Source organism: Lentibacillus sp. CBA3610, assembly GCF_013373365.1.
In the GTDB taxonomy this organism is placed as follows: domain Bacteria; phylum Bacillota; class Bacilli; order Bacillales; family Amphibacillaceae; genus Lentibacillus.
In genome coordinates, this window is sequence record NZ_CP035925.1 from 1,703,409 (window position 1) to 1,718,517 (window position 15,109).

Sequence of the window (15,109 nt, forward strand, 5' to 3'; positions counted from 1 at the left end):
TCCTTATGAATCCATATTCTTGATCAGTTCATCAGCAAACCCGGATGTTTTGACTTCACTTGCGCCTTCCATCAAGCGGGCAAAGTCATATGTGACCACTTTGGAGCCAATTGTTTTATCAATTGAGTTCGTGATCAGGTTCGCTGCTTCTCGCCATTCAAGATGTTCAAGCATCAACACAGCGGAAAGAATAACAGAAGATGGGTTAACTTTATCCATACCTGCATATTTAGGAGCTGTACCATGTGTAGCCTCAAAGATAGCATGACCGGTATCATAGTTAATGTTCGCTCCTGGTGCGATCCCGATTCCGCCAACTTGTGCTGCAAGTGCATCGGAAATATAGTCTCCATTCAAGTTCATGGTAGCAACAACATCAAATTCTTTCGGACGTGTCAGAATCTGCTGCAGGAAGATGTCAGCAATCGCATCTTTAACGAGAAGTTTACCGGCAGCCACTGCTTCATCCTGAGCTTTGTTTGCAGCATCCTTGCCATCTTTTTCAACAATACGGTCATACTCAGCCCATGTGAAGACTTTGTCACCATATTCCTGCTCGGCAACTTCATAGCCCCAAGCTTTAAAAGACCCTTCCGTAAATTTCATGATGTTACCCTTATGTACTAAAGTAACACTCTTGCGTCCTTCATTCAGCGCATAATCAATCGCAGAACGCACCAGACGCTTCGTTCCTTCCTCAGATACCGGCTTCACACCGATTCCGGATGTCTCAGGGAAACGAATATTGTTGACGCCCATTTCGTTTTGCAAAAAGTCAATAACTTTTTTCACGTCGTCTGAACCTTTTTGCCATTCGATTCCGGCATAAATATCTTCAGTGTTTTCGCGGAAAATGGCCATATCAACATCTTCCGGCTTCTTGACTGGTGAAGGTACACCTGTGTAATGACGTACAGGGCGCAGACAAGCAAACAAATCAAGCTCCTGACGCAAAGCAACGTTCAGGGAACGGATTCCACCGCCAATTGGTGTTGTAAGCGGCCCCTTAATGGCAATTTTATACTCATCGATTGTTTTAAGTGTATCATCCGGAAGCCACTCGCCGGTTTTATCGTAAGCTTTTTGACCGGCATAAACTTCTTTCCATTCGATTTCTTTTTCGCCATTATAAGCCTTTTCGACTGCAGCTTCGATTACTCTCCGCGCAGCAGCCCAAATATCCGGACCAGTTCCGTCGCCTTCAATGAATGGAATAATCGGGCGATTTGGAACGGTCATCCTACCATTTTCAACTGTGATTTTTTCGCCTTGTGCCATAATAATACCTCCTGATTATCTTGATACAATAACAGTTTATCATAAAAACTTCATTCAGTAGAGCGCGTTTTCTCTTCTGAATATAAGGAACAAAAACTTCTGCTTAAAAAAGCTAATGTCTGCAATCATGGAAATAGCCGGATGATGCCGGCTATTTAACTAAGATTTATGAAAGGGTGTCCGGTATTGTACGATTTCCCTTAAACCTGCAGTTCCAAAACATATTAACGATTTTCAATAGCTACGTAATTCTGAGTATTTGGTCCAACATATTCAGCACGTGGACGGATCAGACGATTGTTGTCATATTGCTCCAGAATATGTGCCAGCCATCCGGACACGCGGCTTGTTGCAAAGATTGGGGTGAATAAATCATGATCGATTCCCAGGCTGTGGTATACAGAAGCTGAATAAAAATCCACATTTGCCGGCAGACCTTTTTCTTCTTTGATAAATTCTTCAATCTTTACAGACATGTTATACCATTTTGGCTGTTGGGTAATTTTTGTCAATTCTTTTGACATCTCTCTAAGGAATTTGGCGCGTGGATCACCATTTTCATAGACACGGTGCCCCATGCCCATGATTTTTTCCTTATTGGCCATTTTTTCTTTGATGTATGGAATAGCATTTTCCTCTTCACCGATTTCTGTCAGCATCGCCATGACGCGCTCGTTCGCCCCGCCATGAAGTGGTCCTTTCAAAGCACCAATTGCTGCTGTTACCCCGGAATAAATGTCCGAGAGTGTGGCGACACATACACGAGCCGTAAATGTTGAGGCGTTCAGCTCATGATCGGCATGCAGGACAAGCGCCTTATTAATGGCTTCCTCCTCGACAGCTTTTGGTTCTTCACCATTCAGCATGTACAGGAAATTAGCCGCAAAGCCTAAGTCTTTCTTCGGTTTAACCGGGTCCTTGCCTTTGCGCAAACGTGCAAATGCCGTCACAATGGTGGCTATCTTTGCTTGAAGACGAACGGCTTTTCGTTTATTGGCAGCTTCATCCATCACATCTGCTTCCTCATCGTGTAAACCTAAGATGGATACAGCGGAGCGTAATGCTGCCATTGGATGGACACTTGATAAATCATATGAACGCAAATGATCAATAACTGCTTCAGGAAGTTCCATGTTGGCAGCAAGATCGGCTTTAAATTCATCCAGTTCCGATTTTGTCGGAAGCTTTAAATTCCATAATAAATAAATGACTTCTTCAAAGCTGGAATTTTCAGCCAAGTCATCGATTTTATAACCAACATAAGTCAGCTGATCATCGATAATCGAACTAATGGATGACTCTGTTGCGACAATTCCTTCAAGCCCTTTTGCTGATGACATAACAAACCCTCTCCTTTTTCTATGAATTGTTCATTAACTTAGGATAAAAGTAATTAGTTATTACATTTGACAATAAAATAACATTGCCAGCCCCACACCAATTATAAAGTAAAATTTGCCTAATGTGAATTGAAACCGATTAAATTCAGCAACATTTTTGATTCACCGGGGAGCATGAACATTTTTCTCTGCTTTTAGGTCTTAAGCGATCGTCCTATTCTACTTTTCCGGTTTCTATCATATGTAACATAGTACAAGCATTATTTCGGTGACCGGGAGGCTTTTAAATTGTACAGGCAACGGATGTTCCAGTTATTACGGCTTGGTTTAGTCATATTATCTGCCATACTTATATATTTAATCATAAAATATGCCATTCCATACATTTATCCATTTTTACTTGCCATCATACTTTCATTTTGTTTGAATCCTGCTGTTGCCTTTTTGGAAAAAACATTAAAAATGCCGCGCGGGTTTGCTGTATTCGTTATTTTGACATTTACCATTTCGGCAATCATTGGATTAATTATACTGATTATTTCAGAACTGATCCACGGCACAGCTTATTTAGCGGACGTTATCCCGGAACATTTTCGTACATTGATATTTGCAGTGGAAGACTTTATTAACGAGCAGCTGCTGCCATTATACCATAATCTTGCTTCGTTTTTTCATACACTAAGCTCTGATCAGCAGGAAAGCATTAATGAAAGTATCACGCATTTTATTCAGCAGTTTGCATCGTTCGGTACCAATATCCTTAATAGTCTCCTGCTGCAAATATCTCAAACATTGGCCTCACTGCCTGGTTCAATTACTGTTTTACTGTTTACAATCATGGCCGCTTTTTTCATGATGAAAGATTGGGATTTACTTGTCTCAAACATTAAAAAAATGATTCCACGAAACGTGCTTAATACAACCAACAAAGTTTGGAATCATTTACAAAATGCTTTCTATGGGTTTATGAAAGCCCAATTAATTCTGATAGTGATCACTGCATTAACGCTGGTGATTGGGCTTTTGATACTACAGGTTGATTATGCATTAACGATTGCGCTATTTGCTGCATTAGCGGACATACTGCCTTTCATTGGGACAGGCATCATTTTTATTCCATGGATTATTTATCTGTTCCTGACAGGCGATTACGCACTGACAATTGCCTTGACAACCCTGTATATGGTGGTCATCGTTCAACGTCAGTTACTGGAGCCGAAAATTGTCTCGGACAGCGTAGGTTTAAATCCGCTTGCAACGCTTATGGGCCTTTTTATTGGTATCCAAATATGGGGAGCTTTTGGCTTGCTGATCGGACCATTTCTTGTTCTGGTTGGAAATGCCATCTATCAGACAGGTCTCTTTCACCAAATGGGCCGTTTCATTAAGGGTTCCTGATTCACCATCTGCGGTAAATAATCGTGTTTTTATTAGCACGGCTGCGCAAAAAGTTTTCCAGCGTTCGCTTAAATGGACCGCGTGTAAAGGGCAGGACTAATATAAAACCGGCAATATCTGTAACAAACCCGGGTGCAAACAGGAGAACGCCACCGATAAAAATGCATATCCCATCGAGTAATGCCCAGCCTGGCGGTTGACCATTGTTGATCGCAATCTGCGCCCTTCTCCATGCCTCAAATCCTTTTTTCCGGGCAAGTGACACGCCTGCAACACCGGTGAAAATAATCAATACAATCACCCACCATGGACCAACGACACCGCCGGCCCAAATAAACACACCAATTTCAATGGCAGGTACGATTATTAATGCAAGTAATAACCAACGCATTTAAGCTCTCCCCTTTAATCTGAACGAAATCGGGGCCGTTGCACCGATTTCATTCAATCTTAACTTATTGATTCAGTTCCGAAAAAAGCAGCAGCCAAGTGATTATAACACTCTGGCATGGCCTTCGTATATGTCGCCTTTTGCACCGTCAATGGTAATATCTGTTCCATCCTGGATGTTGTCAAATACATCTTTAACGCCGACAATGACCGGTATGCCAAGACTCAGTCCAACAATTGCCGCATGAGAAGTCAATCCGCCTTCCTCTGTTACAATACCGGCTGATTTTTCAATTGCTTCCATCATATCCCGATCTGTGGAATATGTAACAAGGATATCATTTTCTGTCACCTTTTCATTTGCTTCCGGAGCACTTCCTGCAACAACAGCTCTGCCATATGCACTGCCGCGTCCAACACCTTGTCCTTTTGCCATAACATCACCGATCACATGAACTTTCATTAAGTTGGTCGTACCACTTTCGCCAATCGGAACCCCAGCGGTTATAATAACTCTGCTGCCCCGTTCAAACAATTTCGTGCTTAATCCCTGATCGATGGCAATATCCAGCATTTCATCCGTTGAACCTGCCTTGCTTCCCATAACGGCATGGACACCCCATACAAGTGACAATTGACGATTAACACTTTCATTAAACGTTACAGCAATAATTGGCGCTTCCGGACGATATTTCGAAATCATTCTGGCGGTATGCCCGCTCTCCGTCGGTGTAATAATGGCGCTTACCGTCAAATTCATCGCTGTATGTGTGACGGACTGGCTGATTGCATCTGTTATCGTCATATCAACCGACTTCGACCGGTTATCCAGAATAAGCTTATGATCCAAGCCTGTTTCTGTTTTTAACGCGATATTACTCATCGTTTGCACCGATTCCACCGGGTAATCCCCTGCAGCTGTTTCCCCTGACAGCATAATGGCGTCTGTACCGTCAAAAATTGCATTGGCCACATCGGACGCCTCAGCCCGTGTCGGTCTCGGATTGTGCTGCATGGAATCAAGCATTTGCGTTGCTGTTATAACCGGTTTCCCAGCCCTGTTGCATTTAGTGATCAATTCTTTTTGCACAAGCGGCACGTCTTCAGCCGGCGTCTCCACACCCAGATCACCACGCGCTACCATCAGGCCGTTACTCACTTCCAGAATCGACTCAATGTTATCGATTCCTTCCTGATTTTCGATCTTCGGAATAATTTTAATGTGTGTTGCATAATGCTCTTCAAGTAGCTCCTGAATTTCCAATATGTCAGACGGACGACGAACAAATGACGCGGCGATGAAATCCACACCTTGTTCGATGCCAAACTCGATATCCCTGGCATCCTTCTCTGTAATACCGGGCAAGTTCACACTGACATTGGGAACATTGACACCTTTCTTATTTTTAATAATACCGGAATTCAGTGCTTTTGTTTTTATTTCTTTATTATCCTTGTCAACTTCCAGGACTTCCAATTCAATCAAGCCATCATCAAGCAAGATTTTGGAGCCTGCATGAACATCATCGACAAGTCCGCTATATGTAATGGAAAAGCGTTCAGCGGTTCCTTCAACTTCATCCATGGTCACATGAATAATACTGTCCTTCACGATCTCTGCCTCACCATCCCGGAAGTCGCCTGTCCTGATTTCCGGTCCTTTCGTATCAAGAAGAATCGCGATCGTTTTCCCCGTTTTTTCCGCCGCTTCCCGGATATTTCGAATCCGGGCTGCATGTTCTTCAAAATCACCATGGGAAAAATTCAAACGGGCGACGTTCATGCCTGCATCCATCAGCTGTGTCAAGGTTTCAACTGACTCAGATGCAGGGCCAATCGTACTTACAATTTTAGTTTTCCGCATTTTCAGTGCCTCCTTTACATCATCATATCGAAAGTTCTTTGGATAATTGATACATCTCCATGTCAATCACATGTTTTTTAACGAGCACTTCAGATATATCGTGCTGAACCAATTGATTATTTTGGATGCCTGCTATTTTTCCAGCTTCACCACTCAACAGCAAGTCAACAGCCTGAGCACCAAGCCGGCTTGCCAGCACACGATCGGACGCAGTTGGTGAGCCGCCGCGCTGGATATGCCCCAATACGGTGACACGTGTCTCCAAGTCAGCCGTTTCTTTTATCTTTTCGGCATAATCAAATGCACTTCCGACACCTTCAGCAAGAATGATGATACTATGCTTTTTACCGCGCTCTTGTCCGCGTCTCAGACGTTCAATAATATCATAAAATTCATCTTGCTTTTCAGGAATCAGAATACTTTCCGCGCCATCAGCAAGGCCGGCCCAAAGTGCCAGGTCTCCCGCATCTCTGCCCATCACCTCAATGATAAACATGCGTTCATGTGAAGAGGCTGTATCACGGATTTTGTCAATTGCTTCAATCACGGTATTTAATGCTGTATCAAAACCAATTGTAAAATCAGTGCCCGCAATATCATTATCGATCGTGCCTGGAACTCCGATACAGGGGTACCCTTTTTCTGTCAGCTTTTGTGCCCCACGAAAACTCCCATCGCCACCGATAACAATCAAACCTTCGATACCGTGCTTTTTCATTTGTTCAATACCTTTGTCCTGTCCTTTATCAGTCTTGAATTCCTCACATCTGGCAGAACGCAATATCGTACCGCCCCGCTGAATAATATCACCGACAGAACCGATTTCCATTTTTTCGATATTACCATCTATAAGACCCTGGAATCCGTTTTTAATGCCATATACCCCGACATCATGGTAAATTGCTTTTCTTACAACCGCACGTATGGCAGCGTTCATACCCGGTGCATCCCCACCGCTGGTCAAAACACCAATGTTCTTCATACTGTCACCTCACGTCTTTCGTTGTCACTATAATTAAGATAAGTCCAACCAGAGAAAATTTCAATTATTTTAGGCTATAAGTGCGTGTTCAAAAAGGAGGATAAAAAGGACCGAGAAGTTCGAGGCGGTGTCGTTTCGAGCAGCGGAATGTATGCATTTAGATACATGAGCAAACGCTCTTGCACGCAGGAAAAGTGGTTTTCTTTTCCAAGGAGCGGAGAAACAAGCCAACGAGCTTCCACAGGATGTGGTGACTTCTGCGTTGCCCACAGGACGTGGGCGGTTTTAGCAGAAGGTCCCCTGTACGACGTGTCATTTTTACCGGACTTTTTGAACTACTACTACAAGTGCGAAAGAGGCTGACCCATGCCAACCTCTTTAGCAGCCCCTATTCAAATCTGTTTATAATCACCTATTTTATGATATTTTTCCCATCTCTTTTCAAGTAATTCATCTGATGGTATGCCACTCAATTCGTCTAGCGACTTGGTCAAAACGGCATCAATATTCTCAGCTTGTAATTTAAGATTGCGATGAGCACCGCCTCTGGGCTCCGGAATAATATCATCAACAACCTCCAGCTGTTTTAAATCATATGCGGTAATCATCATATTCTCAGCTGCTTGTTTTGCCAGACCGGAGTCTTTCCATAGTAATGCGGCAGCGCCTTCCGGTGAAATAACCGAATAAGTGGAATTCTCGAGCATATGAATGCGGTCACCTACACCGAGTCCAAGTGCACCACCACTTCCGCCTTCACCTATGACGATACAAATGATTGGCACTGTAAGTCCAGCCATTTCCATCAGATTTCGGGCAATTGCCTCACTTTGTCCCCGTTCTTCAGCAGCTTTACCGGGATATGCTCCTTTCGTATCGATAAAGCATATAACAGGGCGGTTAAATTTTTCTGCCTGGCGCATATGGCGAAGAGCTTTCCGGTAGCCTTCAGGATGGGGCATGCCAAAGTTACGGCGAATATTCTCTTTTGTAGCTTTACCGCGTTGATGACCAATTACCGTAACAGGATGATCCTTATAAAAAGCTATTCCCGAAACGATGGCTTCATCATCTCCGTACAAACGATCACCATGAAATTCCAGGAAATCGGTAAATAACGCCTCAATATAATCGAGTGTTGTCGGGCGTTCCTGGTGCCGTGCCATCTGAACACGCTGCCAGGGCTCGAGATTGCCATATATATCGTTTTCCAGTACTTCCAGCCGTTTTTCAAGTGTACTGATTTCATCTGTTAAATCTATGTCACTATCGGCCGTAAATGTCTTTAATTCAGCAATTTTTTCTCTCAAATTGACAATTGGTTTCTCAAACTCCAACGCATATTTCATGACATTTCCCCGCCTTTCCGGTGCATGGAAAGCAGGGTTGTCAACAGTGGTTTCATCTCATGCCGGTGAATAACTTTGTCAAGCTGGCCGTGTTTCAACAGGAATTCGGCTGTTTGAAAGTCATCAGGGAGATCTTCATTGATGGTCTGTTCAATAATCCGCCGGCCGGCAAAGCCAATCAACGCACCCGGTTCCGCAAAATTATAATCACCTATTGATGCAAAACTTGCCGATACCCCGCCTGTCGTTGGATGTGTCATAACGGAAATCATCAAACCATTTGCTTCTGAAAAACGTTTCACGGCTACAGATGTTTTCGCCATTTGCATTAAACTTAAAACACCTTCCTGCATTCTTGCACCACCCGAGGCAGTGAAGATAATGAAAGGGAGTGATTGTTCATTGGCATTCTCTATTGCGCGGGCAATCTTTTCACCCACTACCGAGCCCATACTCCCCATCCGAAAACTGGAATCCATGACACTAACAGCAGTCATTTGTCCTCCAATCAGGCCTTTTCCGGTTACGACACCTTCATTCAGACCGGTTTTTTGACGATCTTTCTCTATTTTTTCTTCATAACCGGGGAATTGTAATGGGTTTGTGGTTGTGAGATCCTTGTCCCATTCCTCAAATGTTCCGTCATCACACAAACTATTAATACGCTCCCACGCTGTCAGGGGATGATGATAATCGCAATTCGGACATACATTAACGTTCTTATTCATTTCTTTGCGATAGTAGATTTTATGACAGTTTGTACATTTTTTCATTAACCCTTCCGGAATATCAAGTTTGCTTTGTTCGCTCGGAATGGTAGCATATTTCTTTTTCTTGCCAAAAAAATCCTTGAGCAAGGGAATTCCTCCTTTGTAAAAGACAGGACGAGCAAAACATTATTATACTGGAACATCTGCCAAAAGATGTCACAAAACTGGCGGAAACAGATTAATTATTTTTCAGTCGTTGGCAGACGATAAAATAATTCCTCTATTTTAGTATAATCCCGCGTTTGATACAGGTTTACAAGTTCCATATAAAAAGATTGCTCATAGGAAAGACTGGAAATCGTGTATGAAAATTCATCCATTAGCTGCCACACTTTGGCAAGCAACAAATTTTCCGTTTTATAAAATAAATATTGAAAAAAAGCTGCATGTTTCTCATTGCTGGTTAACCTGGTGTCATGAATAATATTGGACAATTGCTCAATGTCATCATGTTGAATATATTCATAGGCAATTCTGGCTGCTTCTTTTTCAATAATTTTTTTGGCAAACAACAGGTCATTGCGTGTGTTAGCCCCCTGCAGAATAAATGACGACAATACTTCAACAGAGTGATACGGTCGATAATGACTTAAAAACGTTCCTTCTCCATGTCTTGTTTCTATCAAACCCAATAACTCCATTGCACGTAAAGCTTCCCGAACAGAGGATCTTCCGGCCACCAGTTTTTCGGAAAGCTCACGCTCAGATGGCAGTTTATCACCCGGCTTTAATTCATGATCGTCAATATACTTGCGGAGCTCTTGTAAAACACCCTGATATACCTTCTGCTTTGGTGACATGGACAAGCCGTAGTCACTCCTTTTGCCGGTTGATCAAAACGCAGAGACAAATCAGGAGATGCGTCGGCGTTCACCAACCGGACCTTCTAGTCATTACGGACATACATAATGAATGCGTTATTCTTCACCGATTTTTGTCATATTTCGCGTTTTCTCAGCAACGTCTTCCGGGTCCACTTCAATTCTTGCAACCCCGGATTCCATTGCAGCACGCGCAACACTGGATGCCACCAGGGGTGCAACTCTCGGATCAAATGGTGCTGGTATAACATAGTCTTCTGTTAACTCATCTTCCGTTATAAGCGATGCTATCGCCTCGGCCGCAGCAACCTTCATCTTTTCGTTGATACGGGTTGCCCGGACATCTAACGCGCCTCTGAAAATACCGGGGAATGCAAGGACATTATTAACCTGGTTGGGAAAATCCGATCGTCCCGTACCAATAACTTTCACCCCTGCTTCTTTTGCTTCATTCGGCATAATCTCGGGATCGGGATTTGCCATGGCAAAAATAATCGGATCCTCACGCATTGTTTTAACCATTTCTTTTGATAGCAATCCGCCGGCAGAGACACCGATAAACACGTCCGCATCTTCCAATATTTCCTCCAGCGAACCTTCTTGTTTATCTTTGTTGGTCATTTTGGCAACCTCTTCTTTGACGTCATTCATACCGTATGTTCTGCCTTCAAAAATAGCACCTTTGGAATCACACATAATCATATCCCGAACGCCAAAATTGTATAATAATTTTATAATAGCGATTCCGGCTGCACCCGCCCCATTCGCAACCACTTTTAAATCCGAAAATGATTTACCGGACAGTTTCAGCGCATTAATCAACCCGGCAAGCGTCACAATTGCCGTTCCATGTTGATCGTCGTGAAAAATAGGGATTTTCGTTTCTTTCTTCAGCCGTTCCTCAATAATGAAGCAGTTCGGTGCCGCAATATCTTCAAGGTTGATGCCACCAAACGTCGGTTCCATCAACTTAACGGTATCAACAATTTGATCAACGTCATGTGAGTCCAGGCAAATTGGAAAAGAATCCACACCCGCAAAACTTTTAAACAGGACGGATTTTCCTTCCATCACAGGCAAGGCCGCTTCAGCCCCAATATTACCCAGCCCTAAGACTGCGGATCCATCACTTACAACCCCTACCATATTGCCTTTCATCGTGTAATCATAAACCGAATCTTTCCGGTCATGAATCTCCTTACATGGTTCCGCTACACCGGGGGAATACGCTAAACTTAAATCCCTTGCATTCCGCACGGGTACTTTCGCCTCAGTCGATAGTTTACCTTTATTCTCTTTATGAATATGTAATGCTTCATCTCTTAAGTTTGGCACACTATTCACTCCTTATGGGTTGTCTAAAAATCACGCATTAACTTGCAGGGACCAAACACGTCATGTGGTTTTCCAGAGCTCACCACATCCCGCAGCAATTAAATTTGCAAGGTGGTCTGACCACTTATTGATTTCATTATAACAGATGGCTTTTATGTGTAAAGAAGAAAAATCGTGCACGGTTTTCTTTAAAGTTATGCTTTTATCGTATCCAATACGACATTGCCGGAACCGAAATAGTTCCTTAATGACTGAAGACATGCTTCGTCCGGATGAACCAAATAAGCATATGATAATTTGTAGGTTGACCTTTCCTGCTGATTGTAAATAATGATTGGTGTTTGGCCCGGATTTTTTTCTGCAGTATTTTTAATGACGGCTAACGCGTTTTTACTATTTTCGGCTGTTATTTTTATAAATAAACGCTGATTCTGATCAACCTGAAAATCCTGCTCGTCAAACAGAGCAATAGTTGACATTAACCATTGAAACTGGTTATTCCGACTTTCAACCTTTCCGGTAAACGTCACGAGCATTTCTTCAGCCAGCCAGCGGTGAACATCCCTGTACAAATCAGGGAAAACAACTGCTTCCATATCGCCTGTTTCATCACCAATGGTCAGGAAAGCCATCGGATCCCCGCGTTTTGTTCGAATCGTTTTGATAGCTTGTACGATTCCGGTACTATTCAGGTTTCGTTTTCCGGCCATTTTTGGTGCATCGGACATGGAAACATAACCCTTTGCCTTTAATATATTCCGGTATTTGTTTAATGGATGGCTGGAAACATAGATACCGAGCAGTTCTTTTTCATCACTCAACTTTTTCATCAGTGTGAAATCTTCTATCGGTACATAACTTTCTTCCAATTCAAGAATATCGTGAAACAGGCTTGATTGCTCACTGAACTCCTTAAATAATTCACCTTGTTCAAGTGCTTGATCAATTGATGCCAACAAACTGGCACGATTGTCATAAAGCTCATCGAATGCGCCTGCCATAATCAGTATCTCCAGCGTTCTGCGGTTGATCACTGTCAGCGATACACGTAAACAAAAATCAAACAAACTCTTAAAAGGACCGTCTTTTCTAACATCGATTATTTCGTTAACGACTTGATTGCCTATACCTTTAATTGACAAAAAACCCATTCGGATTTGCTCATTCTCCACCGAATATTTACCAAAGCTTTTATTAATCGAGGGAGGAGCCAATTCCAAACCATGTGTCTTTAATTCTTTCATGTACATATTCGTTTTATCCTGCTGGGTGCCTGCTGAACTCATTAATTCAGCAAAAAAGCTGGCAGGATAATGAGTCTTCAGGTAAGCAAGCTGATAGGATATTTTACTGTAGGCGACCGCGTGACTTCTGTTAAAACCATAGTTGGAAAACTTAACGATCCACTGAAACATTTCTTCTGCAACAGATTCCGTGTAGCCATTAGCCACACAGCCCTGGATAAAGGCAGCTTTTTGTTCAGTCATCACGTTCTGCTGCTTTTTGCTTACTGCCCGTCGTAAAATATCGGCCTGTCCCAATGAAAACCCGGCAATCTTATGAGCAATTTGCATAATTTGCTCCTGGTAAATCAGAACACCATAAGTTTTTTCCAAAATGGGCTCCAGGTCAGGATGCGGGTATTCAACCTTTTCTGTTCCATGCTTCCGGTCAATGTAAACCGGTATATTTTCCATTGGTCCCGGACGAAACAAAGCATTCACCGCCACGATATCCTCAAACGTGGTCGGCTTCAATCTGGTCAGCACCTGTTTCATGCCCTGTGACTCCAACTGAAAAACACCATTCGTCCTGCCTTTTTGCAACAGTTTATAAGTAGGGACATCTTCTTCCGGAATATCCGCTAGCGTAATGGTGCGTTTCCTGGTATAACGGATAGTCCTTAAAATTCGCTCAAGCAATGTTAAGTTCCGCAGCCCTAAAAAATCCATCTTCAATAATCCGATTGCTTCCAGGTCATTCATCGCATATTGTGTCAAATATGTATCATGCGTACCTGCAGTCAACGGGACGAGTTCTTCAAGCGGCTCCTCACTAATGACAACACCGGCAGCATGTGTTGACAGATGTCTTGGAAGCCCCTCCAGTTTCGCGGCAATCGTAAATAAGGCCTTCAGCTTTTCGGATTGTTTGATATATTGCTGCAGGTCTTCAGAATTCTTCACATATGCTGCGATTGGCTGACTGGCCTGGACAGGGATTTCCTTTAAAATAAAATAAGCATCTTGCTGGTCAACATCCATTGTTTTTATGAGTTCACGCAACAGCGATCTGGCAGCAAACGTACCAAACGTGATAATTTGTGCAACATGGGCATGTCCATATTTATCACGGACATAATCAATCACGTCATCCCGCCTGTTATCAGAAAAATCAATATCAATATCAGGCATGGATACACGTTCCGGATTCAGGAACCTTTCGAATAATAAGTCATATTGAATCGGGTCAACTTCGGTAATCCCAAGCACATACGCAACAAGTGAACCCGCTGCAGACCCCCTTCCCGGTCCCACTAAAATAGTTTGTTCTTTTGCATAAGCAATGAAATCCCAGACAATTAAAAAATAGTCACTGAACTGCATCGATTGAATGATATCCAATTCATAGGCAAGACGCTCTTCTACTTCCTCTGTGACCACGTCATATTTTTGCCGTACATTTTCCCGGCATATTCTTTCAAGATATGTATGGGCATCCATTGCTTCCGGAACAGGGTAGGAAGGGAGCATTCGCTGATCAAAATCAAAGCTTACACGGCATTTTTCTGCAATAACACTGGTTTCATGAATGATTTCAGGCCAATCATTAATAAAAAGCTGCTCCATTTCCACAGCCGATCGCAAATGCCGCTGTTTAACCGCTGAATTTGTGATTCGAAGCGGCCATTTTTTATTATGTTTCATGGCACGTAAACAATCAAAAGCGATATCATCTTTTTCATTCAGGTAACGGACATCGTTCAATAATACGGCCTTTGTTTGATAAATCTCATTGAAGGCTTTTATGGACTGGTTGATGTTACGTTCTTCCTGCATTCCATGGTCCTGAACGCCCATGTAAAAATCTTCCCGGTCAAACATATGCCATGTTGCATCCAAATATTCCTTCACCTGATCATATGGCCCGTCCAATAATAAAGTCCCCGCCTTTGAATCGGATGTAACTAAAATACAGATCAAATCGTTACTGTAAAATGTCAAATCTGATTTTTCAATGCTGTTTTTTTGAGATACTTGAATATGTGTACTTAACTTAATTAAATTTTGATAGCCTTGATTATTTTTAGCCAGAAGAATACAAGCATCCGGTTCTTCATCATCGTTCGTAACCTTTGCACTCATCCCGATGATCGGTTTAATCCCATTTTGCTGACATGCTTTGTAAAATGGGATAGCACCATATAAAACATGTTCATCTGTTAATGCCAGTGCATCAAATTGCAGTTCATGCGCTTTCGCGGCCAATTTATCAACAGTAATGGTACTGTTCAGGAAACTATACCCGCTGTGGACTTGCAAATGTGTAAACGACATGCTACCCCACCTCCTTCTTTAATGT

General features: G+C 42.7%; 11 protein-coding genes. 1 reads left to right on the forward strand and 10 read right to left on the reverse strand.

The genetic code is table 11. The features are described 5' to 3' along the window. Positions 1-3: 3 nt before the first annotated feature. Positions 4-1,278, reverse strand: a complete 1,275-nt coding sequence (gene icd, locus Len3610_RS08645) for an NADP-dependent isocitrate dehydrogenase (protein ID WP_176447592.1) — start codon at positions 1,276-1,278, stop codon at positions 4-6. A gap of 224 nt (positions 1,279-1,502) precedes the next feature. After that, the gene (gene citZ, locus Len3610_RS08650) at positions 1,503-2,618 is read right to left on the reverse strand and encodes a citrate synthase (protein ID WP_176447593.1); all 1,116 of its coding nucleotides are present in this window, start codon (positions 2,616-2,618) and stop codon (positions 1,503-1,505) included. A gap of 288 nt (positions 2,619-2,906) precedes the next feature. On the opposite strand from citZ, the gene ytvI reads away from it, so the two are divergent. Continuing rightward, on the forward strand, positions 2,907-4,016 hold the full coding sequence (ytvI, locus tag Len3610_RS08655; RefSeq protein ID WP_176447594.1) for a sporulation integral membrane protein YtvI: 1,110 nt from the start codon (positions 2,907-2,909) through the stop codon (positions 4,014-4,016). Between the two features lies 1 nt (position 4,017). On the opposite strand, the gene Len3610_RS08660 is transcribed toward ytvI, so the two are convergent. The 8 genes from Len3610_RS08660 to dnaE all read right to left on the reverse strand — a co-directional run bounded on the left by Len3610_RS08660 (position 4,018) and on the right by dnaE (position 15,084). Continuing rightward, positions 4,018-4,407, reverse strand: a complete 390-nt coding sequence (locus Len3610_RS08660; protein ID WP_176447595.1) for an FxsA family protein — start codon at positions 4,405-4,407, stop codon at positions 4,018-4,020. 102 nt (positions 4,408-4,509) lie between these two features. Then, positions 4,510-6,270 (reverse strand): pyruvate kinase, encoded by a 1,761-nt coding sequence (pyk, locus tag Len3610_RS08665; RefSeq protein WP_176447596.1) that lies wholly within the window; start codon positions 6,268-6,270, stop codon positions 4,510-4,512. A gap of 22 nt (positions 6,271-6,292) precedes the next feature. Continuing rightward, positions 6,293-7,252, reverse strand: a complete 960-nt coding sequence (gene pfkA / locus Len3610_RS08670) for a 6-phosphofructokinase (RefSeq protein ID WP_176447597.1) — start codon at positions 7,250-7,252, stop codon at positions 6,293-6,295. Positions 7,253-7,644: 392 nt separating this feature from the next. Then, complete coding sequence (gene accA / locus Len3610_RS08675; protein ID WP_176447598.1) at positions 7,645-8,601, reverse strand: acetyl-CoA carboxylase carboxyl transferase subunit alpha; 957 nt, start codon at positions 8,599-8,601, stop codon at positions 7,645-7,647. Then, positions 8,598-9,458, reverse strand: a complete 861-nt coding sequence (gene accD, locus Len3610_RS08680) for an acetyl-CoA carboxylase, carboxyltransferase subunit beta (protein WP_176447599.1) — start codon at positions 9,456-9,458, stop codon at positions 8,598-8,600. Before accD ends, accA begins: the two co-directional genes overlap by 4 nt. 95 nt (positions 9,459-9,553) lie before the next feature. After that, positions 9,554-10,171: a FadR/GntR family transcriptional regulator gene (locus Len3610_RS08685; RefSeq protein WP_255259893.1), complete on the reverse strand. Its 618-nt coding sequence runs from the start codon at positions 10,169-10,171 to the stop codon at positions 9,554-9,556. A gap of 117 nt (positions 10,172-10,288) precedes the next feature. Further along, on the reverse strand, positions 10,289-11,527 hold the full coding sequence (locus Len3610_RS08690) for an NADP-dependent malic enzyme (RefSeq protein WP_176447601.1): 1,239 nt from the start codon (positions 11,525-11,527) through the stop codon (positions 10,289-10,291). A 194-nt stretch (positions 11,528-11,721) separates the two neighbouring features. Beyond that, positions 11,722-15,084, reverse strand: coding sequence for a DNA polymerase III subunit alpha (gene dnaE, locus Len3610_RS08695; protein ID WP_176447602.1), 3,363 nt, complete (start codon positions 15,082-15,084; stop codon positions 11,722-11,724). Positions 15,085-15,109 lie beyond the last annotated feature (25 nt).